Below are 20,271 nucleotides of genomic sequence, written 5' to 3'. Positions count from 1 at the left end.
GCTTTCATCAATGCCCAAAGGAGAGCGGCGGCGCGATCTTGTCGCGCCGCAGCCAGCGCGCCAGGAGCAGCGCCGCCACCACCGCCAGCCCCAACGACAGGCCGATCCAGATGCCGATGCCGTCGAGCCCGGAATGGAAGGCGAGCAGGACGCCGAGCGGGAGGCCGATGCCCCAATAGCCGATCGCGGCATAGATCATCGGCACCTGGGTGTCGTGCAGGCCGCGCAGCATGCCGGCGGCCACGGCCTGGGCGCCATCAAAAATCTGAAACAGCGCGGCAAAGGCCAGGAACGACACGGCAAGCCCGATCACAGTGGCATTGGCCGGGTCGCCGAGATCGATGAAGGCACTGATCAGCAGTTGCGGCCACAGGATCATCACCAGCCCCATCAGCGCCATGAACGAGACGCCGATGACAAAAGCGGTCCAGCCGGCGCGGGAAACACCTTCCGGATTGCCGGCGCCATGGGCGAGCCCGACGCGTACCGTCGCCGCCTGGTTGAGGCCGAGCGGCACCATGAAGCTGATCGAGGCGATCTGGATGGCGATGGCATGCGCGGCGAGCGAGGCGGCGTCGATCAGGCCCATGAGAAGGGCCGCCGCGTTGAAGATCGTCACCTCGAAGGCAAGCAGGCCGGCGATCGGCAGGCCGAGCCGCAGCAGGCCCTTGAAGCGCGGCCAATCGGCCCGCCAGAAGCGCCCGAACAGCTGGTAGCGGCGAAATTTTGGCTCAAGCATCACCACCGCCGCCATGCCGGCAAACATCAGCATGCTGGACAGCGTGGTGGCGAGGCCGGAGCCGGCAATGCCCATCGAAGAAGCGCCGAGATTGCCGAACATGAACACCCAGTTGAAGAACACATTGCAGGCGACGGCAACGAAGACGATGACCAGCGCCCAACCCGGCCGCTCCAGCGCCGAGATGAACGAGCGCAGGACGATATAGCCGTAGAAGGGCAGCACCGCCCATTCGAGCCAGCGCAGGTAGATTCCGGCCTGGTGTGCCAGCGCCGGTTCCTGGCCCATGGCCAGCAACACCGCCTCGCCGTACCAGAGAAATATCCAGATCGGGATTGAGATGAGGATCGCCAGCCACAGGCCCTGCCGCACGGTGCGGCGCAGATCGCGCACCGAGTGGCGACGGCGGCCGAGTTCCGTGGCGATCATCGGCGAGGTCGCCAGCATCAGGCCGAGCCCGAAGATCAGCGGCATGAAATAGAGGTTGGCGCCGAGCGCGCCGCTGGCCAGCGTGTCCGGACCCAGCCGCCCCATCATCATGACATCGGTGGCGGTCATCGCGGTCTGGCCGAGATTGGTGAGCACCATCGGCCAGGCGAGCGCCAGCGTCGCCTTGATTTCCCGACGCCAAAGATTTTCCGGCGCGCGCACGCCGGCTTCGATCGCAGACATTTTTTCGCCTATCCGATTGCGGCGCGTCGGCAAAAAGGGCCGGAAGCCGCGTCTCAGCGCGGAAAATGGCCGTGATCGACCCGGATTCCGCATTATCCGCACGGCTTGTCCACGAAATGGGCAGCTATGGCAAGGGGGCTGACTCAGGGGAAGAGTTGAGCCAGAGGGCGCAGAAGCCGCTATGATAGCGTCGTAGGCCGATCTGAAGAGCGGTCATCACATCGGATTCCATCGAAAGGCATGCGGATGAGCGCGTTTCCCGAAATCTACCTCGTTCGGCATGGCGAGACGGAATGGAGCGCGTCGGGAAAGCACACCGGCCTGACCGACATACCGTTGACGGCAGCCGGCGAGGCGGCCGCCGGGCGGGTCGCCGAGCGGTTGAAGGGGCTTTCGTTCCAAGCAGCCTGGTCGAGCCCGTCGCAGCGCGCCTTCAAGACCTGCGCGCTGGCCGGCTTCGGTTCGGCCGGCGTGAAGAAGGCCGACCTGGCGGAATGGGATTACGGCGCCTACGAGGGACTGACCACGAAGCAGATCCTCATCGAGCGTCCCGGCTGGCGTCTGTTTCGCGATGGCTGCCCTGACGGCGAGGCGGCAGAGGATGTCGGCGCGAGGGCCGATCGGATCGTCAATGAATTGCGCGACGTCAACGGCAATATCCTGGTGTTCTCAAGCTCGCATTTCCTGCGGGTGCTGACGGCGCGCTGGCTCGGCCTGCCGCCGCAAGATGGCGCGCTCTTCGTGCTGGATACCGCCAGCACAAGCGTGCTCGGTTATGAGCACGACCTTGGCGAGCCAATTATCCGGCGCTGGAACCAGAGGTAGCGGTACAAGCCATTCGAGACTACCTGATCGCGTCCAGCGCCTGCCGCTGCCGGTGCATCTCCAAAAACACGCGGTAGTCGCGGTCGAACCGGCCGGCGGCCGCCGAATTGGGCTCTCGCGTCTTGCCGCCTTGCTGCATGGCGACGCAGGCGGCGTTCAAATCGGGAAAAAGCCCGGCGGCGGTGGCGGCGATCATGCCGGTGCCGAGCAGCACCGCCTCATCGGCCAGCGGCTCGACCACCGTGCAGCCGGTGGCGTCGGCATAAAGCTCCATCAACAGCGGGTTCTTGGTGTGACCGCCGGTAACATGCAGCGTGTCGATCAGATAGCCGTTCTCGTTCAGCGCTTCCAGCACATGGCGCACGCCGAGCGCAATGCTGACGGCGGTGCGCCAATACAGCTTGCACAGGCTGTCGAAAGAGGAATCCAGCGTCAGGCCGCTGATGACGCCGACGGCATGCGGGTCGGCGAGCGGCGAGCGGTTGCCGTGGAAATCCGGCAGCACATGCAGCCTTCCGGCCAGATTTTCGCCCTCTATGGCGCGCAACTCGACAACGCGCCGGGCAATCCTGGCGTGCATGGCGGCGTCCGGCTCGCCGCCGGCGCCGTGCCAGCGGATGATGTGATCGAGCAGCGCGCCAGTGGCCGACTGGCCGCCTTCCGACAGCCAAAGCCGGGGAAGCGCCGCGCCGCAATACGGGCCCCAGACCCCGGCAAAGGGTTGCGGGTCGGGCGACATCGCCATTACGCAGCTCGAAGTGCCGGCGATCAGCGCCAGATGCCGGCCGATGTTGGTTTCATCGCCGGCGAAGCCGCCGAGCACGCCGAGCGCGCCGGCATAGGCGTCGATGACGCCGGCGCCGACCCGGCATTGTTCGGTCAGGCCAAGCTCGGCTGCGGCTTGCTTACTCAGCCGGCCGATATCGGCGCCGACCGGGCTGGCCTTGTCAGGCAGATTGCCATGCTCGAAAAGATCGCCGAGCCCGACGGCTTTGAAGAAGTCGCGCCGCCAGCCGGTCTCTTCATGCGCCAGATAGGTCCATTTGGCGGTCAGCGTGCATTGCGAGCGGGCAAGCGAACCGGTTGCCTTCCAACTGAGAAAGTCGGCGAGGTCGAATAGATAGCCGGCTTCGTTCCATGTCGCGGGCAGGTTGCGCTTCAGCCACATCAGCTTCGGCGTCTCCATTTCCGGCGACATGACGCCGCCGATATAGTCGAGCACGGCGTGGCCGCTTTCGGTGCATTCATCGGCCTCGGCAATGGCGCGGTGATCGAGCCAGACGATGGTGTCCCAGCGCCTTTCGCCTGTCACCGAGACACTGAGCTGGCCACCATCCTTGCCCCGCACCACCAGCGAGCAGGTGGCGTCGAAGGAGATGCCGACGATGTCCTGCGCTGCCACGCCGGCTTTTTCATTGGCCGCGCGCACCGCAATGCAGACCGCCGACCAGATATCCTGCGAATCGTGCTCGGCGTGATCGGCCTTCGGCCGGTTCATGACGATCGGATGCTCGGCGCGGCCGAGCAAGGTGCCTCCGGTGTCGAGAATGCCCGCACGGGCGCTCCCGGTGCCGACATCGACCGCGCAAACGAAACTGTTCGTCAAGATGTTCTTACTCTCGCTCCCAGGCCTGCAATCAGATCGGGCAGTTGCAGCATGTCAGCGAATATAAAGTCCGGTTCACTCGACGCAAGCCGCGCTTTCAGTGCCGGGTTGCCGGCATGCGAGCCGCCGGTGAAGGCGAGGACGCGCATTCCCGCCGCCCGTGCCGCCGCGACGCCGACGGGGCTGTCCTCGACGACGACGCAATTTTGCGGGATCGCTCCCATTTTGGCGGCTGCGTGGAGAAAAAGGTCCGGCGCCGGCTTGCCCCGCGCCACCATGGCGGCGCTGAACAGATGCGGCTCGAGCAGCCCGAGCAGCCCGGTGACGTCGAGCGCATAGCGGATGCGGTCCAGCGTGCCGGAGGAAGCAACGCAGCATGGCGCGGTAAGCCTCGGCAAAACCTGGCCGATGCCGGGGATCGGCTGCAGCTCGTCGCGAAACTTGCGCATCAGCCCGACGCGCATCGCGCTCAGGTGCTGGTCGGTGATATCAAGTCCGAAGTCGCGACCGAGGATTTCGCGAACGCTTTTCATGCTTTTGCCGAGGAAATGCTCATAGGCGGCATCCTCGCTGACACTGCCGCCGGCAAGCGTGATCATGCTAAGCAGCGCCGAAACGGACAGCCCCTCGCTGTCGACCAGCACGCCGTCGCAGTCGAAAATGACCAGGTCAGGCGTCATTGCAGGGCCCTCATCGGCGGGGACATGCATTGAGCCGATCTTAGAGGTTGCCGGCGAGGTAGCGCGTCAGCGTCGTACGTGCGCCATCGGCCCAGAGCGCCTCGAGCGCCTTGGCAAAGGCCTCGACAAACGGCGTCGAGCGGCCGACCTCGCCATAGATGTCCTCCATGGCCAGCCAGGCGGCAGGCGCAGCCTTTGCTGCCCTGGCGGTCGTCTGCAGCCGGTCCCAACTTGGATCATTGGGCTCGATGACCGCGCCTGAATCCGTGGTGCCGAAGCAATATCGGCACCAGAGCGCCGATTCCAGCGCCAGGCCGGCGACGCCCTTGCCGGCCTTCAGCCGGTCGGCGATGGTCGGGATGATGAATTTCGGCTGCCGGTTGGAGCCGTCGAGGCAAAGCCTGCGAATGGTGTCGCCGATCTTCGGATTGGAGAAGCGGTGCTCGATGAGCTGGTAATAGTCCTCCAGCACGGTACCCGGCACCGGCGGCACCGTCGGGATGATCTCGTCGTGCTCCAGTTTTTCGAGAAAACCGCGCACCAGCGGCTCCTGCATCGCCTCGTCGACGAAATGGATGTCCATCAGCCCGGCCGGATAGGCGATGGTCGCATGGCCGCCATTGAGGATGCGGATCTTCATCAGCTCGTAGGGTGCGACATCGCTGACGAACTGCACGCCGACCTTTTCCAGCGGCGGGCGGCCGTCGGTGAAATGGTCCTCCAGGACCCATTGCCTGAACGGCTCGCAAAATACCGGCCAATTGTCGTCGAGCCCGAACTCGCTCGACAGAATGCCGCGCTCGCGGTCGGTGGTGGCCGGCGTGATGCGGTCGACCATGCCGTTGGGAAAGGCGACGTTCTCGCTCACCCAGGTCGCCAGTTTCTCGTCGATCAGCCGCGCGAGCCCGATGACGCCGTCGGCTGTGACATGGCCGTTGTGGGGGATGTTGTCGCAGGACATGATCGTGAACGGTACTATGCCGTCGTCGCGGCGGCGCAACAGCCCGGCAAGAATGATGCCGAAGACAGTCTTCGGCATTGCTCCCGGCTGCGCGTCGGCGACGATATCGGGATGGGTCGGATTGAACACGCCGGATGCCGGATCGATGAAGTAGCCGCCCTCGGTGATGGTCAGCGAAACGATCCTTATCGCCGGGTCGGCAAGCCGTTCTAAGATCGCGGCTGCATCGCCCGGCATCAGGAAGTCGATCGTGGCGCCGGTGACGCGGGCGCTGATGTGGCCAGAATCCTGCTCGACCACGGTGGTCAGCCAGTCCTGTTCCTGCAACTTGCCGCGGCCGACCTTTTCGCCCTCAAAAACGCCGGCGCCGACAATTGCCCAGTCGTGGCCGACGCCCGCATTGAACAGGTCGTCGAGATAGACGGCCTGGTGCGAGCGATGGAAGTTGCCGACGCCGAAATGCACGATGCCGGCTTTGAGCGCGGCGCGATCATATTTCGGGCCGACGACTTTTTCCGGCAGGCGGGACAGTGCCGCCGATGAGAGTTTTACGGTCATTTTAACAAACGCCTTCTCATTGCGGCGCCTGCGCCTGCCTGACCTTCTCCCCTTGTGGGAGAAGGTGGATCGGCGCGCAGCGCCGAGACGGTTGAGGGGTGCTGGACGAAGTGCTGCATCAGAACACCCCCCGTCCGCCCTCGTTTCACTCGGCACCTTCTCCCCCAAGGGAGAAGGAAAGTTCAACTCATCCACTGGCCGCCATCGACATTGTAGGTCTGGGCGACGATGTATTCGGCGTCATCGCTGGCCAGGAACACCGCCATGCCGGTGAGGTCTTGCGCCGTGCCCATGCGGCCGTAAGGCACGGCTTCGCCGACCAGCCGCTTCTTCTCGCCCTTCGGCCGGTTTTCGTATTTGGCGAACAGGGCATCGACATGGTCCCAGTGCTCGCCGTCGACGACGCCGGGCGCGATGGCGTTGACGTTGATGCGGTGCTTGATCAGGTCGAGGCCGGCCGACTGGGTGAGTGAGATGACGGCTGCCTTGCTAGCGCAGTAGACGGCAACCAGCGCCTCGCCGCGGCGCCCGGCCTGGCTCGCCATGTTGATGATCTTGCCGCCTCGGCCAGCCGCGATCATCGAGCGGGCGGCTGCCTGCAGCATGAACAGCGTGCCGGCGACATTGACGGAAAACAGCCTGTCGTAGCTCGCCTTGCTGATCTCGACGATCGGCGCCAGGTCGAACAAAGCGGCGTTATTGACCAGGATGTCCAGTCCGCCGGCCCCTGTCTCGACCGCTTTGACCGCCGCCTCGATCGAAGCGAGATCGGTGACGTCCAGTTTCACGGCGTAAGCCTTGCCACCGATCTCCGAAGCGGCCTTTTCCGCGGCTTCAAGGTTGATGTCGCCGATGGCGACGGTGGCGCCCTCGCGAACATAGGCTTCGGCGAACGCCCGGCCGATGCCGCGCGCCGATCCGGTGATCAGCGCCGATTTACCCTCGAGCCTCATTGCAACATCGCCTTTCCGTCGGCGCCGAAGCGGTGCAGCTTGGTCTGGTCCGGCGTCAGATAGATCGTGTCGCCGTGATGGGCGGCCAGTTCGCCGTCGGCGCGCACCGTCAGCGGCCCGACACCGTCGGCCTGAACGTGCAGAAACGTGTCGGAGCCGAGATGCTCGGCAACACCGACCGTGGCTTTCCATTCGCCTGAAGTCGTCGAGATGTTCATATGCTCGGGACGGATGCCGACGGTCTTGGCGCCATGTTTGGCCGCCGGCGCGCCTTCGATCAGGTTCATCCTGGGCGAACCGATGAAGCCGGCGACGAACAGGTTCTTCGGCGTCTTGTAGAGCTCCATCGGCGAGCCGACCTGTTCGATGTTGCCGGCGTTGAGCACGACGATCTTGTCGGCCATGGTCATCGCCTCGACCTGGTCGTGGGTGACGTAGATCATCGTCGTCTTGAGCTGATGATGAAGTTCGCTGATCTCCAGCCGCATGGTGCCGCGCAGTGCTGCGTCGAGATTGGACAGAGGTTCGTCGAACAGGAAAGCCGATGGCTGGCGCACGATGGCGCGGCCGATGGCGACGCGCTGGCGCTGACCGCCGGAGAGCTGGCCGGGGCGGCGATCGAGATAGTTGGTGAGGTTCAGGATGCGCGCCGCGTCCTTGACCTTCCGGTCGATGGTGGCCTGGTCCTCGCCCGCCATCTTCAGCGGGAAGGCGATGTTCTTGGCCACCGTCATGTGCGGATAGAGCGCATAGGACTGGAACACCATGGCCAGCTTGCGCCTGGCCGGCGCCTCGCCGGTGACGTCGCGGCCGTCGATGTTGATGGTACCGGCGGTGGTGTCCTCCAGCCCGGCGATCAGTCGCAGCAGCGTGGACTTGCCGCAGCCCGACGGGCCGACGAAGACGACAAACTCGCCGTTTTCGATGACCAGGTCGATGCCCGGAATAATGATCGTCGACCCGAACGACTTGGAGACGTGCTTGAGCGTGATGTTTCCCATGGTTTCCTCCCCGAGGGGTTATTGTCCGTCGTTCATCGCTTGCGGCGGTGTTACTTCACGGCGCCAAAGGTCAGGCCGCGCACCAGCTGCTTCTGGCTGAACCAGCCCATGATCAGGATCGGCGCGATCGCCAGCGTCGAGGCCGCCGAAAGCTTGGCCCAGAACAGCCCTTGCGGGCTGGAGAAGGAACTGATGAAGGCAGTAAGCGGCGCGGCCTCGGTGGTGGTCAGCCGGATCGTCCAGAACGCCTCGTTCCACGCCAGGATGATGTTGAGCAGCATCGTCGAGGCGATGCCCGGCACCGCCATCGGCGTCAGCACATAGACGATCTCGTTCCAGAGCGATGCGCCGTCCATGCGCGCCGCTTCCAGGATCTCGCCGGGGATCTCGCGAAAATAGGTGTAGAGCATCCACACCACGATCGGCAGGTTGATCAGCATCAGCATGATCATCAGGCCGATGCGGCTGTCGAGCAGTCCGGTATCGCGGAAGATCAGGTAGATCGGGAACAGCACGGCGACCGCCGGCATCATCTTGGTGGAAAGCATCCACATCAGGATGTCCTTGGTCCACTTGCCCGGCGAGAACGCCATCGACCAGGCCGCCGGTATGGCGACGAGCAAGGCCAGGATGGTCGAGCCGACCGACAGGAACACCGAGTTGAGGAAGAACTTGAAGTAGCCGCTCTGCGCCTCGACCGCGGTGTAGCTTTCCGTGGTTCCCGACGGAAACAGGTTGAAGCCCTGGATGGCCTCCTGCTCCGACTTGAACGAGGTGATGATCGTATAAAGGATCGGGAAGAAGATCAGCAGGGCGACGATCCAGGCGGCCGCGGTCGCGATCGTCTTGTGCTGGGTGCTGACTGCACGTGCCATGGTCAGGTCCTCCCGTAGCGGCGATGTTGGCGGCAGGGTCGACCCCCACTCCGGTTTGCTGCGCAAACCACCTCTCCCCCGATCGACGGGGTAGAGGAAGGGCGCGGCTTCGATGCAGGCGTTTCCTCTCCCCCGGGCAGGGGGAGAGGTGTCCCGCGCAGCGGGACGGAGTGGGGGTGGTTCAGCGCCCGTGCCATCGTTTCCTCCCTTATTTGTCCAGGTTCTTGCCGACCGCGCGCATGGCGAAGAAGGCGACGATGTTGGCTAAAATGACGGCAATGATACCGCCGGCGGATGCCTGGCCGATTTTGAACTCCAGCAACGCCTTCTGGTAGACGAGGAAGGGCAGGTTGGTGGAGGCGTAACCCGGGCCGCCATTGGTGGTGACGAGGATCTCGGCATAGACCGACAGAAGGAAGATCGTCTGGATCAGGATGACGACGGTTATGGCGCGCGACATATGCGGCAGCGTCAGATAGATGAAGCGGCTGACAAAACCGGCGCCGTCCATCTCGGCGGCTTCCTTCTGCTCGCCGTCGAGCGACTGCAGGGAGGTCAACAGGATCAGCGTCGCAAACGGCAGCCATTGCCAGGCGACGATGATGATGATCGCCAGCATCGGGTATTGGCCAAACCAGTCGATCGGCTGCCCGCCGAAGAAACGCGCAATGTCGGCAAAGACGCCGTATTGCGGATGCATGATCATGTTCTTCCAGACCAGCGCGGCGACCGGCGGCATGACGAAGAACGGCGAGATGACGAGGATGCGGACGATGCCCTGTCCCCACATCGGCTGGTCGATCAGCAGCGCCAGCAGGATGCCGCCGATCACCGTGATCAAAAGCACGCTGGCCACGAGGATAAGCGTGTTGAGGATCGACTGCAGGAATGCCGGATTGGAATAGAAAAGCGCGTAATTCGAGAAGCCGACGAAGCCGTCGCGGATCGGGTTGAGCGGATTGTACTGCTGGAAGGAGAACCACAGGGTGAATGCCAGCGGCACGATCATCCAGACGAATAGCAGCACCACGGATGGCGCCATCATGAAGCGGGCAAGCGAACGGGTCTGCTGAGTAGCCATGACGGTCACCCTTCAAAGGTCAGCCAAATTTTTCAGTGTTGTGAAGGTGGCCGCCCGAACTGGGATTCGGGCGGCCCCTGCCGGTTAAGATAGGCAACCGGCTTTCGGCACCGGGAGGAGCCTACTGGATATAACCGCCCTCGGTCATCGTTGCGGTGGCGGCGTCCTGGGCCTGCTTCAGAGCGTCGTCGACGCTGGTCTGGCCGGCGAGTGCGGCCGAGAACAGCTGGCCGACGGTGGTGCCAAGGCCCTGAAACTCAGGGATGGCGACGAACTGGACACCGACATAAGGCACCGGCTTGACGGTCGGATGCGTCGGATCGGCGGCGTTGATCGAGTCCAACGTCATCTTGGCGAACGGCGCCGCCTTCTGGTATTCGGGGTTGGCGTAGAGCGAGGTGCGTGTTCCGGGCGGAACATTGGCCCAGCCTTCCTTCGATGCGACGAGCTCGAGATAGGCCTTGCTGGTTGCCCAGGATACGAATTTTTGGGCGGCGTCAGCCTTTTGCGTGCCGGCGGGAATGGCCAGCGACCACGCCCACAGCCAGTTGCCGCGCTTGCCCAGGCCATTGTCGGGCGCCAGCGCATAACCGACCTTGTCGGCGACCGTTGAGTTCTTCGGGTCGGAGACGAAGGAGGCAGCGACGGTGGCGTCGATCCACATGCCGCACTTGCCCTGCTGGAACAGCGCCAGGTTTTCGTTGAAGCCGTTCGAAGACGCGCCCTCCGGGCCATTGGCCTTCATCAGGTCGACATAGAACTGCAGCGTGCTCTTCCACTCGGGCTGGTCGAACTGAGGCTTCCAGTTCTCATCGAACCAGCGTGCGCCGAAGGAGTTCGACATGGCGGTCAGGAAGGCCATGTTCTCGCCCCAGCCGGCCTTGCCGCGCAGGCAGACGCCGTTCACGCCATTGGCGCGATCGGTCATCTTCTCGGCGGCTTGCTTGACGAAGTCCCAGGTCGGCGCGTCGGGCATGGTCAGCCCGGCCTTCTCCATCAGGTCCTTGCGGTACATGACGAACGAGCTTTCGCCATAGAACGGTGCTGCATAAAGCGTGCCGTCGACCGAAAGGCCACCGGCGATGGCCGGGATGATGTCCTTGACGTCATAGTCGTCGCCGAGCTTGTCGAGCGGCAGCAGCCAGCTCTGCTTGGCCCAGATCGGAACTTCGTAAGTGCCGATGGTCATCACGTCGTACTGGCCGCCCTTGGTGGCGATGTCGGTGGTGACGCGCTCGCGCAGCACGTTCTCCTCGAGCGTGACCCACTGGAGCTGGATATCGGGGTTCTTGGCGGTGAAATCGTCGGTCAGCGTCTGCATGCGGACCATATCGCCATTGTTGACGGTGGCGATGGTGATGGATTCGGCATGCGCGGCGAACGCGAGGGTGCTGGCCGACAACAGACCCAGGGTGAGCGTGCGAAGTTTCATCAAAATTCCTCCCATGGACCAAGCTGAGCATTTGCTTTGGCTGTGAGCAATTACTCACCTCGCGTGATTTATGTCAAGCCGGATTCGTTGCTGCAGCGCAGCACGCAGCCTCGTGCGGATCTTGCTCCGGAGGATTCTTGCGCGCGAACAGGCCGGATGTCGGTGCCCGCTTGACCGGGTGGATTATCGACTATTGGCCGGCAATCTCAGCCAGGATCCATTCGCGAAAAGCGCGGATCTTCGGCACGTTGCGCCGCGCCTGGGGATAGACCAGCCAATAGGCGTGGCCGTCGTCGCCGACCAGATCGAAAGGCTGGATCAGGCGGCCATCGGCAAGCTCGGCCTTGAAAAGAGCGGCCGTTACGATCGCCACGCCCTGCCCGGCGATCGCGGCGTTGGCCTCATAGGCCTGCGCCCCCATGCTGGAGCCGGGGCGCTTGGCCAGTTCCTCGACCGGCAGGCCGGCGGCGATAAACCAGTCCCGCCACCAGATGTCGCCGGGGTCGAGGATCGGCAGGCGCAACAGATCGGCCGGCTCCTTCACCCCGCCGATGGTCGCCGCGAGTTTCGGGCTCAGCATCGGCGTGAAGTCCGCATTGAAAAGCTTGTGCACCTCCACGCCCGGCCAGTTTCCGCCGCCCGAACGGATGGCGATGTCGATGTCCTCGCGGGCGAAGTCGACGAGGCGGTTCGATGTATCGAGACGCACCGCCAGCGACGGATGCGCGACCTGGAACGAACCAAGATGCTGCGCCAGCCAGTTCGAGGCAAAGGTCAGCAGCGTCGAGACACAAAGTACTCCGTCGGCGCCGCTGCGCGCCGCAACATAGGCTCCAGCCAACAAGGCGAACGCCTCGCTGACCGCAGGCGCCAGGCGTTGCCCCGCCTCGGTCAGCACGATCTGCCTTGGCCGGCGCAGGAACAAAGGCGCACCGACGCGCTCTTCCAGAAGCTTGATCTGATAGCTCGCCGCCGCCTGCGTCATGCCAAGCTCGCCGGCGGCCTTGGTGAAGGAAAGATGCCGCGCCACCGCCTCGAACACCCGGATCGCCTGAAGCGGAGGGAGTTGTGAGACCTGCCGTGACTTGAGTTCGGGCATAAGTCCTCCTTATGGGCCGTGATCGACGTTTGATTGGCAGCAAGGGCCGATCCGGCCGATATTTGAGGTCGACGATCACTCTCGTCTAGAGATAACGAAGGCTGAAGATCATGACCATTGTACAGGAAAAGCTATTTCTGACGCCAGGCCAAGGCTGGTTTTTGCGGCTGGCGCGTGGATTGGCGCGGCACGGAGCCAGGAAACGGGCCTATCTCGACATCAGGGAATTGCCGCCGCATCTGCAGCGCGACATGGGTTTGCTCGACGGCAACGATCCTTATGCCGGCGCAAATAGCTCTGCTTGATTTATCGCAAATCAGCTGGCCGCCAGCAAGGCGGCGGCGGTCCGCTCGTCGGTGATGAGACCGTTGACCAGCCGCCGGTTCACAGCTGCAAGGATGCCCGGCAGTTTGCGCTCGCCCATGGCGAGTGCGATAACCAGCGATTTTTCTCGCGACGGCAACGATGCCGACGACACCCTGTCATTGGTGATGCCCTCGATCATCCGGCCTTCGCGATCGAACACCCAGCCGACGATCTCGGCGACGCCGCCTGCCTTTTGCAGCGCTTTCAATTCACTCTCCGAAATGAAGCCGTCCTCGTAAAGCGGCGCCTTGGGGCCGAGATCGCCGATGCCGACGAAGGTGACGTCGGCTTCCGCGGCAAGCGCCAGCGTCGGTTGGATCATCGGCTGGCTGAGCAGCATCTCGCGCTCCTGCGGCGAGGAGGCGATGACCGGCAGCGGCATCGGGAAGGAGCGTGCCTTGACCCTGTCGGCCATGGTGAAGATGACGTTGTAGAAGGCGGCCGAACCGTCGGGCGAGATGTTGCCGGTCAGCGACACCACCTTGTGCTGCGGGCATTCCATCGGCGGCAGCTGCTCGATTGCCGCCTTCAGCGTGCGGCCGGTGCCGATCGCCATGACGATCGGCACCGGCGAGCGCAGCCGCCTCTCGATCTCGGCGGCCGCCGCCACGGCGACGCCAATAGTCGAGGAGGAGGCGGAATCGCTTGGAACCACCTCGACCAGATCGAGGGCGAAGCGCGATTTCAGCCGGGCGGCGAGGTCGAGGCAATTGGCGATCGGGTGGTCGACACGCACCTTGATCAGCCCTTCCGATACCGCCAGCGACACCAGCCGCTGCGCCGTCTGCCGTGAGATGCCGAGCGTCGAGGCAATCTGGTCCTGCGTGTTGCCGGCGACATAATAGAGCCAGCCGGCACGCGCCGCGTCGTCCAGCCTGTTGCTGCCGCTGTCCTGCCGGGAATTCAACTTGCTGCCTCCCTGCCCCAGCACCGAGCGGGAGCGCCTTGGTTTTACCCGGGAATGCGTTTGTAAGCAATTGCCTGCAGACAGGGCAATTGCTTAGGTAAGCTCCCGGGGTGCCTGCAGTGTTCCGAGAGGATCATTATAGCCCGCAATGTTGGTGCAGCCAGGCGCGGCGGTTTATCTCCCGAGGCAAACCCTTTAAGGGATTCGGCAAAGGAGCCTTGCATGACGCCGAAAGCGGTTTTCTGGGACATGGACGGCACGCTGGTCGACAGCGAGCCGTTGCACGAGGCGGCGCTGATAGCGGCGCTGCATAGCGTCGGCATCGCGGCGCCGGCCAACCTGCATGAGCGCGTGCTCGGCATCGCCGCATGGCCAGTCTACGAGATGCTGCGGGACGAGTTCGGCCTCGACCTGCCCTTCGACGACTGGATCGTGCGCAAATACGACCACTATCTGCCAATGGCCGAGACGCTGAAGCCGCGCCCCGGCGCCATCGAGATCTACAACGAACTGCGCGCGCTCGGCGTGGCGCAAGCGGTGGTGTCCAATTCCGACCGGCTGGTCGTCGACGCCAATCTGCGCATGGTCGGTCTTTTCTATCCCGGCATGAAGACGATCAGCCGCAACGACGTGCGCGAAGGCAAGCCGCATGCCGAACCTTTTTTGCGCGCCGCATGGCTGGCCGGTGTCGATCCGGCCGATGCCGTGGCCGTCGAGGACAGCGTGACCGGCTCCACGGCTGGGCTGGCGGCGGGGATGAAGACGATCTTCTGGCCGGAAGCGCCCATGGCAGGGCCGCCCGGCGCGATCGTCATCAGCAGCGCCGACGAATTGCGGGCAGAACTCGGGCTTTAAGAGGGTCCTTCTCCCCGGATAGTGACGGGGAGAAGGAGGCATCAGTTCCGGTAGACCGGCTCCTGCTCGTCGAGGATCGCCTTCAATTCGGACAGGTGCCGCTCGGCCTGGCCGGGATAATCTTCCTGCTCCGCTGCTGCCTTCTCGGCGATTTCGTCCGACAGGACCCGCAGCGGACGGCCGGTCCACAGCGCCTTGATGTAGGTCTCGGCGGCGCGTTCGAAATAGAACATGCGGTTGAAGGTGTCGGCGACGGTATCGCCGATGACCAGCACGCCATGGTTGCCCATGACCATCACCTTGACCTTCGGATCGGTGAGCAGCTGCGAGCAGCGTTCGCCTTCTTCCTCGAAGGCGAGCCCGCCATAATGGCTGTCGACGACGTGGCGGTTGAAGAAGATCGCCGCGTTCTGGTCGATCGGCGGCAGCGTCGAGTCGGCGAGCGAAGCGAGCACCGTGGCGTGGATCGAGTGCACATGCATGACGCAGCGCGCATGACGGACATTGCGATGGATGGCGCCATGCAGCCCCCATGCCGTCGGGTCGGGCGCATCCGGGCCGGAGAGCGTATCGGGATCGTTGGCGTCGATCAGCAGCAGGTCGCTCGCCTTGATGCGCGAGAAATGCACCTGGTTGGGATTCATCAGGAATTGCGAGCCGTCATCGTTGACGGCCAGCGAGAAATGATTGGCCACCGCTTCATGCATGTTGAGCCGCGCCGTCCAGCGGAAGGCGCAGGCCAGATCGACGCGTTCCTCGTAAAAGGGCAGGTTGGTCAGCATTTCCTTCTGCAGGCGGGCGATGCTCATCGAAAACCTCCGTGAAAGAAGCAAGGATGCCGTGCGCCGCCGATGCGCGCAACCGGTTTCGTTTGGTGCAGGCGAGGGTTCGGCTTACGCCGCAGTGCTTCTGGCGGCGTCGATGCGCAGCCCGCCATGCTCAACGATAAAATCGATCACGTCCTGCAGGCCCTTGCCGCGCGACAGATCGGTAAATCCGAACGGCCGCTTGCCGCGCATGCGGGCGGCATCGCTCTCCATGACATCGAGATTGACGTTCACATAGGGGGCGAGATCGCTCTTGTTGATGACCAGGAAATCCGACCGGGTGATCGCCGGGCCGCCCTTGCGCGGGATTTCTTCGCCCTGGCAGACCGAGATGACGTAGAGCGTCAGATCGGCGAGGTCGGGGGAAAACGTGGCGGCGAGGTTGTCGCCGCCCGATTCGATGAAGACGATGTCGAGATCCGGGAATTTCCTGGTCATCTCGGCGATCGCCTGCAGATTGATCGAGGCGTCCTCGCGGATGGCGGTGTGCGGGCAGCCGCCGGTCTCGACGCCGATGATGCGATCCTCGGGCAGCGCCTGCAGCCGGGCCAGCATCATGGCGTCTTCCTTGGTATAGATGTCGTTGGTGACCACGGCGATCGAGAACTCGTCGCGCAGCGCCTTGCAGAGCTTTTCGGTGAGCGTCGTCTTGCCGGAGCCGACGGGGCCGCCGATGCCGACGCGAAGAGGACCATTGGCTTGTGTCATCCAGGGAACTCCATGATGGCTAGCACTGCAAAGCCGAGCCCTACAACCAGGCAGAGCGGCGAATAATAGCTGACATCGAGCCGCGCGAAAGGCTGTTCGGGCGCCAGCCGGCGCCACCACGGCGTGAAGCCGGCAATGCCGCGCCCCAGGAAGACCAGCGCGATGAGCAGCGCTGTCGCGGCAAGCCCGGCCTTGGGAAAGGGCGTGGCAAACACGCCTTCGAGCGCCAGCGGCCACAGTGTCGCCAGGCCGAGGCAGGCGGCGACGGCGAAGCTGGCGAAGGGCGCCGGCATTTCGTCGACGCCGCGAAAGCCGACCACCGCGCGGGCGCAGGAGCCAGCGTCGCTGCCCGGCCAGATCCCGCCAATGCCCCAATAGACATGCAAGGTGGTGATCAGCAGCAGGACGAACGAGAGGGCGAAGGCGAGGACGATCATGAGCGGAAAAGCCGCGAATATTGCGTTTCGTGTTTCATCGCCATGACATCCGAGACAAACGCGCAGCCGCCGAGATCATCCAGCGTCGAGCCGGCAGCACGGGCGGCGACGCTGAGCGCCAGCGGTTCGAAGCCGGCGAGCAGCGCCGTGGCGCCGGTCTGGCCGACGACGCCGAGCCGGATCGCGGCCTGGACGAGGTTGGAAAAGAAGCTGTGCAGGAAGGCCGACAGTGCATCGTGCAGGGCAATGGCGTTGCCACCGGCAGTTGCACCGACGGCAACGCAATAGGCGCACTCGGCCGGCAGACGGTCGAGCACCTGACACGGCCATGCCGATGCCGCCTTGAGGAAGGCGGCGCCCTGCAGCATGGTCTCGGTGTGGCGCTCGCGCGAGCCGGCCAAGGCCTCGGCGAGCGCTGCGATTTCGGCGAGATCGCCGGGCTGGCGGGCGCGCCGCCAGCTTTCGGCAAACAGCACGGCATCGTTCCAGCCCGAGCCCATCTCGACCAGCGTCTCCAGCCACGCGGCGAGGTCTTTGCTGTCGGCGACCAGCCCGGCATGCACGGCTTGTTCGAGACCATGGCTGTAGGAAAAACCGCCGACCGGGAAGGCAGGCGACAGCCACGCCATCAGCCGCAACAAAGCGACGTTGGAAGGCTGGTCAGTCATGGTCGTGCGAATGGCTGTGGGAATGCGATTCGCTATGGGTACGGGAATGCGACTCGCTGTGCGCCTCGGCATGGGCATGACCGTGACTGTGCCCGGAATAGGCGCCGCGCAGCGGCTTGAACGGCTCGGAAACATCGCTCACCGTGGCACCCAGCCCTTCCAGCATCGTTTTGATGACATGGTCGCGCAGGATGAGGATGCGTTCCGCTTCGATGGCGGCCGCAAGGTGGCGGTTGCCGATATGCCAGGCAAGCTCGGCGAGATGGACAGGGCCGCTGGCACGGATATCGTAGAGCGGTTCCTCGGCCGCGACGATCTCGATATGACGGCCATCCTCCAGCACCAGCCGGTCGCCATCGTTCAGGGCCACCGGCTCGGGCAGGTCGACCAGCACTCTATCGCTACGGGCCGTTTCGATGGCGCGGCGGCGCAGATGCCGCTCGTCATGGGCTAGCACCGCACGATCGTAGGGCGCGACCGCTCCTGCCTCGCTGGCGCTCAGAACCGAGACGGCACGCGGGAATTTGGTGAAATCGGTGCGGATGTCGAGCTTCATGTAAATCTGCCTCTCCCAACAAGCGTAGCCTATCGCATCCGCCGCCCCAATGCTGCTCAAACGATCGTGTCGAAGAGCCGCAGGATGAACGATATCTGGTAGACCAGGGCGGCGGCGACAAAGGCGATGTGAAAGCGACGGTCGCCGAAGAAGCCAGCTAATCCCGCAGGAAATCGCCCATCGAGAGTGGATTGCCCGGCCAAAATCGTTCATCGAGCGCCTGCTTGCATGTGAAGGAAGGTTCGCCTGGAAAGTGAGATTTCCTGAGACCCGTTTCCCTGACCGCGACAAGCAAAGCGTCTTTATATGCCTCGTCGAAAATCTGAGCGGGATATCGGCGAAGACTCGGGCTGTCCTTGATGATGTTTCCGATCCAGATGCGCTGTTCGGAAATTGACGATTGCCAACTGTGACTTCGATGGCCGGGTTGGAATTCCCATTTCAGGAGATGTGCAAGCAGCACCTCTATCCGACTGCGAATCTCTCGTTTGTCACGTCTCCCCAAGCTCTCGATCTCCTCGGCAAGATTCTCACGATCGAGGTCGGAGAAACGAGCTTCGCGCAACAATGCGCCTTGCTCGGCGCACCACTGGACGTAGTCCGCTTCGTAGGGAGTGAGGGCCCTGAGACGATCAATCCTGTTCATGAGGCCCATCATGCCGCAATTTCGAGACAATCGCAAAACGGCACGAGAGAGCCTTGGGCAACTGAGCACCGAATTTGACGCCCCGCCAACAGGGCGTTTGTAGGGATCAGAACAAAAAGTATCTCTGCGCCATCGGCAGCACCGTGGCCGGCTCGCAGGTGAGCAATTCGCCGTCGGCGCGCACCTCGTAGGTTTCGGGATCGACCTCGACATGCGGGGTGGCGTCGTTGAGCACCATCGAATGCTTGCCGATGCCGCCGCGGGTGTTGTCGACGGCGACCATCTGCTTGTCGACGCCGAGCCGGCCGCGCAGGCCGGCATCGAGCGCGGCTTTCGAGACAAAGGTCACCGACGAGTTGGTCATCGCCTTGCCATAGGCTCCGAACATCGGCCGGTAGTGCATCGGCTGCGGCGTCGGGATCGAGGCGTTGGGATCGCCCATCGGGGCGGCCGCGATCATGCCGCCGACCAGCACCATGTCCGGCTTGACGCCGAAGAAGGCCGGGTTCCACAGCACCAGATCGGCGCGCTTGCCGACCGCCACCGAGCCGATCTCGTTCGACAGGCCGTGCGCGATGGCCGGGTTGATCGTGTATTTGGCGATGTAGCGGCGGACGCGGAAATTGTCGTTGTCGCCGGTCTCCTGCGGCAGCGAACCGCGCTGGCGCTTCATCTTGTCGGCGGTCTGCCAGGTGCGGATCGCCACTTCGCCGACGCGGCCCATCGCCTGGCTGTCCGACGAGATGATCGAGAAGGCGCCGATGTCGTGCAAAATGTCTTCGGCGGCGATGGTCTCCTTGCGGATGCGGCTTTCTGCGAAGGCGATGTCTTCGGGGATCGACGGCGACAGATGATGGCAGACCATCAGCATGTCGAGATGCTCGGCCAGCGTATTGACGGTGTAGGGCCGGGTCGGATTGGTCGACGACGGGATGACATTGGGCAGGCCGCAAACCTTGATGATGTCGGGCGCATGGCCGCCGCCGGCGCCTTCGGTGTGGAAGGCGTGGATGGTGCGGCCCTTGATCGCCGCCACCGTGTTCTCGACAAAGCCGGATTCGTTCAGCGTGTCGGTGTGGATCATCACCTGCACGTCATAGTTGTCGGCGACCGACAGGCAGCAGTCGATTGCCGCCGGTGTCGTGCCCCAGTCCTCGTGCAACTTTAGCGAGCAGGCGCCGCCCAGCACCATTTCTTCAAGCGCGGCCGGCAACGACGCGTTGCCCTTGCCCGACAGGCCGATATTCATCGGGAAGGCATCGAAGGACTGGATCATGCGCGCCAGATGCCACGGCCCCGGCGTGCAGGTCGTCGCCAGCGTGCCATGCGCCGGTCCGGTGCCGCCGCCGAGCATGGTGGTGATGCCTGACATCAGCGCTTCCTCGATCTGCTGCGGGCAGATGAAATGGATATGCGCGTCGAAGCCGCCGGCGGTGAGGATCTTGCCCTCGCCGGCGATGATTTCGGTGCCGGGACCGATGATGATGGTGACGCCGTCTTGCATGTCCGGATTGCCGGCCTTGCCGATCGCGGCAATGCGGCCATCCCTGAGGCCGATATCGGCCTTGAAGATGCCGTCCGAAGCATCGACGACCAGCGCATTGGTGATGACGGTGTCGACCGCGCCTTGCGCGCGGGACACCTGGCTCTGGCCCATGCCGTCGCGGATGACCTTGCCGCCGCCGAATTTCACCTCTTCGCCATGCAGGGTGAAATCCTTCTCGACCTCGATGAACAGCTCGGTATCGGCAAGCCGCACCTTGTCGCCGACGGTCGGGCCGTACATCTGCGCATAGGCAGCGCGGGTGATTCTAGCCAT

Annotated in this window: 21 protein-coding genes; 3 read left to right on the top strand and 18 right to left on the bottom strand. The window is 63.8% G+C overall.

Features of this window, described 5'->3' with window-relative positions; translation table 11 throughout:
* Positions 1-7: 7 nt before the first annotated feature.
* A complete protein-coding gene (locus tag AC0L2B_RS29570) occupies positions 8-1,411 on the bottom strand; it encodes an MATE family efflux transporter (RefSeq protein WP_473747898.1) in 1,404 nt (467 codons plus the stop codon).
* Between the two features lie 246 nt (positions 1,412-1,657).
* Here AC0L2B_RS29570 and AC0L2B_RS29565 point away from each other — a divergent pair, with 246 nt between their 5' ends.
* Positions 1,658-2,236 (top strand): histidine phosphatase family protein, encoded by a 579-nt coding sequence (locus AC0L2B_RS29565; RefSeq protein ID WP_473747897.1) that lies wholly within the window; start codon positions 1,658-1,660, stop codon positions 2,234-2,236.
* Between the two features lie 19 nt (positions 2,237-2,255).
* On the opposite strand, the gene AC0L2B_RS29560 is transcribed toward AC0L2B_RS29565, so the two are convergent.
* The 9 genes from AC0L2B_RS29560 to gcvA all read right to left on the bottom strand — a co-directional run bounded on the left by AC0L2B_RS29560 (position 2,256) and on the right by gcvA (position 12,482).
* Positions 2,256-3,842: an FGGY-family carbohydrate kinase gene (locus AC0L2B_RS29560; protein WP_473747896.1), complete on the bottom strand. Its 1,587-nt coding sequence runs from the start codon at positions 3,840-3,842 to the stop codon at positions 2,256-2,258.
* Positions 3,839-4,522 (bottom strand): HAD-IA family hydrolase, encoded by a 684-nt coding sequence (locus AC0L2B_RS29555; protein ID WP_473747895.1) that lies wholly within the window; start codon positions 4,520-4,522, stop codon positions 3,839-3,841. The genes AC0L2B_RS29560 and AC0L2B_RS29555 overlap by 4 nt, the downstream gene beginning before the upstream one ends.
* Positions 4,523-4,562: 40 nt before the next feature.
* Complete coding sequence (locus tag AC0L2B_RS29550) at positions 4,563-6,041, bottom strand: mannitol dehydrogenase family protein (protein WP_473747894.1); 1,479 nt, start codon at positions 6,039-6,041, stop codon at positions 4,563-4,565.
* Positions 6,042-6,223: 182 nt separating this feature from the next.
* Positions 6,224-6,994: an L-iditol 2-dehydrogenase gene (locus AC0L2B_RS29545; RefSeq protein WP_473747893.1), complete on the bottom strand. Its 771-nt coding sequence runs from the start codon at positions 6,992-6,994 to the stop codon at positions 6,224-6,226.
* On the bottom strand, positions 6,991-7,995 hold the full coding sequence (locus tag AC0L2B_RS29540; protein WP_473747892.1) for an ABC transporter ATP-binding protein: 1,005 nt from the start codon (positions 7,993-7,995) through the stop codon (positions 6,991-6,993). Before AC0L2B_RS29540 ends, AC0L2B_RS29545 begins: the two co-directional genes overlap by 4 nt.
* Before the next feature lie 50 nt (positions 7,996-8,045).
* A complete protein-coding gene (locus AC0L2B_RS29535) occupies positions 8,046-8,870 on the bottom strand; it encodes a carbohydrate ABC transporter permease (protein ID WP_023801521.1) in 825 nt (274 codons plus the stop codon).
* Positions 8,871-9,078: 208 nt separating this feature from the next.
* Positions 9,079-9,951 (bottom strand): carbohydrate ABC transporter permease, encoded by an 873-nt coding sequence (locus tag AC0L2B_RS29530; RefSeq protein ID WP_091596287.1) that lies wholly within the window; start codon positions 9,949-9,951, stop codon positions 9,079-9,081.
* 121 nt (positions 9,952-10,072) lie between these two features.
* Complete coding sequence (locus tag AC0L2B_RS29525; protein WP_473747891.1) at positions 10,073-11,383, bottom strand: ABC transporter substrate-binding protein; 1,311 nt, start codon at positions 11,381-11,383, stop codon at positions 10,073-10,075.
* 190 nt (positions 11,384-11,573) lie between these two features.
* Positions 11,574-12,482 carry a transcriptional regulator GcvA gene (gene gcvA, locus AC0L2B_RS29520; protein WP_473747890.1) on the bottom strand — a complete coding sequence of 303 codons (909 nt, stop codon included), beginning with the start codon at positions 12,480-12,482 and terminating at the stop codon, positions 11,574-11,576.
* Positions 12,483-12,592: 110 nt separating this feature from the next.
* On the opposite strand from gcvA, the gene AC0L2B_RS29515 reads away from it, so the two are divergent.
* The gene (locus AC0L2B_RS29515) at positions 12,593-12,787 is read left to right on the top strand and encodes a hypothetical protein (RefSeq protein WP_473747888.1); all 195 of its coding nucleotides are present in this window, start codon (positions 12,593-12,595) and stop codon (positions 12,785-12,787) included.
* Positions 12,788-12,798: 11 nt separating this feature from the next.
* Here the strand turns inward: AC0L2B_RS29515 and AC0L2B_RS29510 are convergent, their stop codons facing one another.
* The gene (locus AC0L2B_RS29510) at positions 12,799-13,755 is read right to left on the bottom strand and encodes a sugar-binding transcriptional regulator (protein ID WP_473747887.1); all 957 of its coding nucleotides are present in this window, start codon (positions 13,753-13,755) and stop codon (positions 12,799-12,801) included.
* A 222-nt stretch (positions 13,756-13,977) separates the two neighbouring features.
* On the opposite strand from AC0L2B_RS29510, the gene AC0L2B_RS29505 reads away from it, so the two are divergent.
* On the top strand, positions 13,978-14,610 hold the full coding sequence (locus AC0L2B_RS29505; RefSeq protein ID WP_236393226.1) for an HAD family hydrolase: 633 nt from the start codon (positions 13,978-13,980) through the stop codon (positions 14,608-14,610).
* 41 nt (positions 14,611-14,651) lie between these two features.
* Here the strand turns inward: AC0L2B_RS29505 and AC0L2B_RS29500 are convergent, their stop codons facing one another.
* From AC0L2B_RS29500 to ureC, 7 genes are all read right to left on the bottom strand, one after another.
* Positions 14,652-15,419, bottom strand: a complete 768-nt coding sequence (locus AC0L2B_RS29500) for a class II aldolase and adducin N-terminal domain-containing protein (RefSeq protein ID WP_473747886.1) — start codon at positions 15,417-15,419, stop codon at positions 14,652-14,654.
* Between the two features lie 84 nt (positions 15,420-15,503).
* Positions 15,504-16,145, bottom strand: coding sequence for an urease accessory protein UreG (gene ureG, locus AC0L2B_RS29495; protein WP_473747885.1), 642 nt, complete (start codon positions 16,143-16,145; stop codon positions 15,504-15,506).
* Positions 16,142-16,582, bottom strand: coding sequence for a DUF3995 domain-containing protein (locus AC0L2B_RS29490; RefSeq protein ID WP_473747884.1), 441 nt, complete (start codon positions 16,580-16,582; stop codon positions 16,142-16,144). The genes ureG and AC0L2B_RS29490 overlap by 4 nt, the downstream gene beginning before the upstream one ends.
* Positions 16,579-17,250, bottom strand: a complete 672-nt coding sequence (locus AC0L2B_RS29485) for an urease accessory protein UreF (protein WP_473747883.1) — start codon at positions 17,248-17,250, stop codon at positions 16,579-16,581. The genes AC0L2B_RS29490 and AC0L2B_RS29485 overlap by 4 nt, the downstream gene beginning before the upstream one ends.
* Complete coding sequence (locus AC0L2B_RS29480; RefSeq protein ID WP_473747882.1) at positions 17,243-17,806, bottom strand: urease accessory protein UreE; 564 nt, start codon at positions 17,804-17,806, stop codon at positions 17,243-17,245. The genes AC0L2B_RS29485 and AC0L2B_RS29480 overlap by 8 nt, the downstream gene beginning before the upstream one ends.
* A 157-nt stretch (positions 17,807-17,963) precedes the next feature.
* Positions 17,964-18,452, bottom strand: a complete 489-nt coding sequence (locus AC0L2B_RS29475) for a DUF29 domain-containing protein (protein WP_473747881.1) — start codon at positions 18,450-18,452, stop codon at positions 17,964-17,966.
* A 106-nt stretch (positions 18,453-18,558) separates the two neighbouring features.
* A complete protein-coding gene (gene ureC, locus AC0L2B_RS29470) occupies positions 18,559-20,271 on the bottom strand; it encodes an urease subunit alpha (RefSeq protein WP_473747880.1) in 1,713 nt (570 codons plus the stop codon).

This window comes from Mesorhizobium sp. WSM4815 (assembly GCF_055811575.1).
The sequence above is the reverse complement of the archived record's forward strand: the minus strand, read 5'-3'. Positions and strand labels throughout refer to the sequence as shown.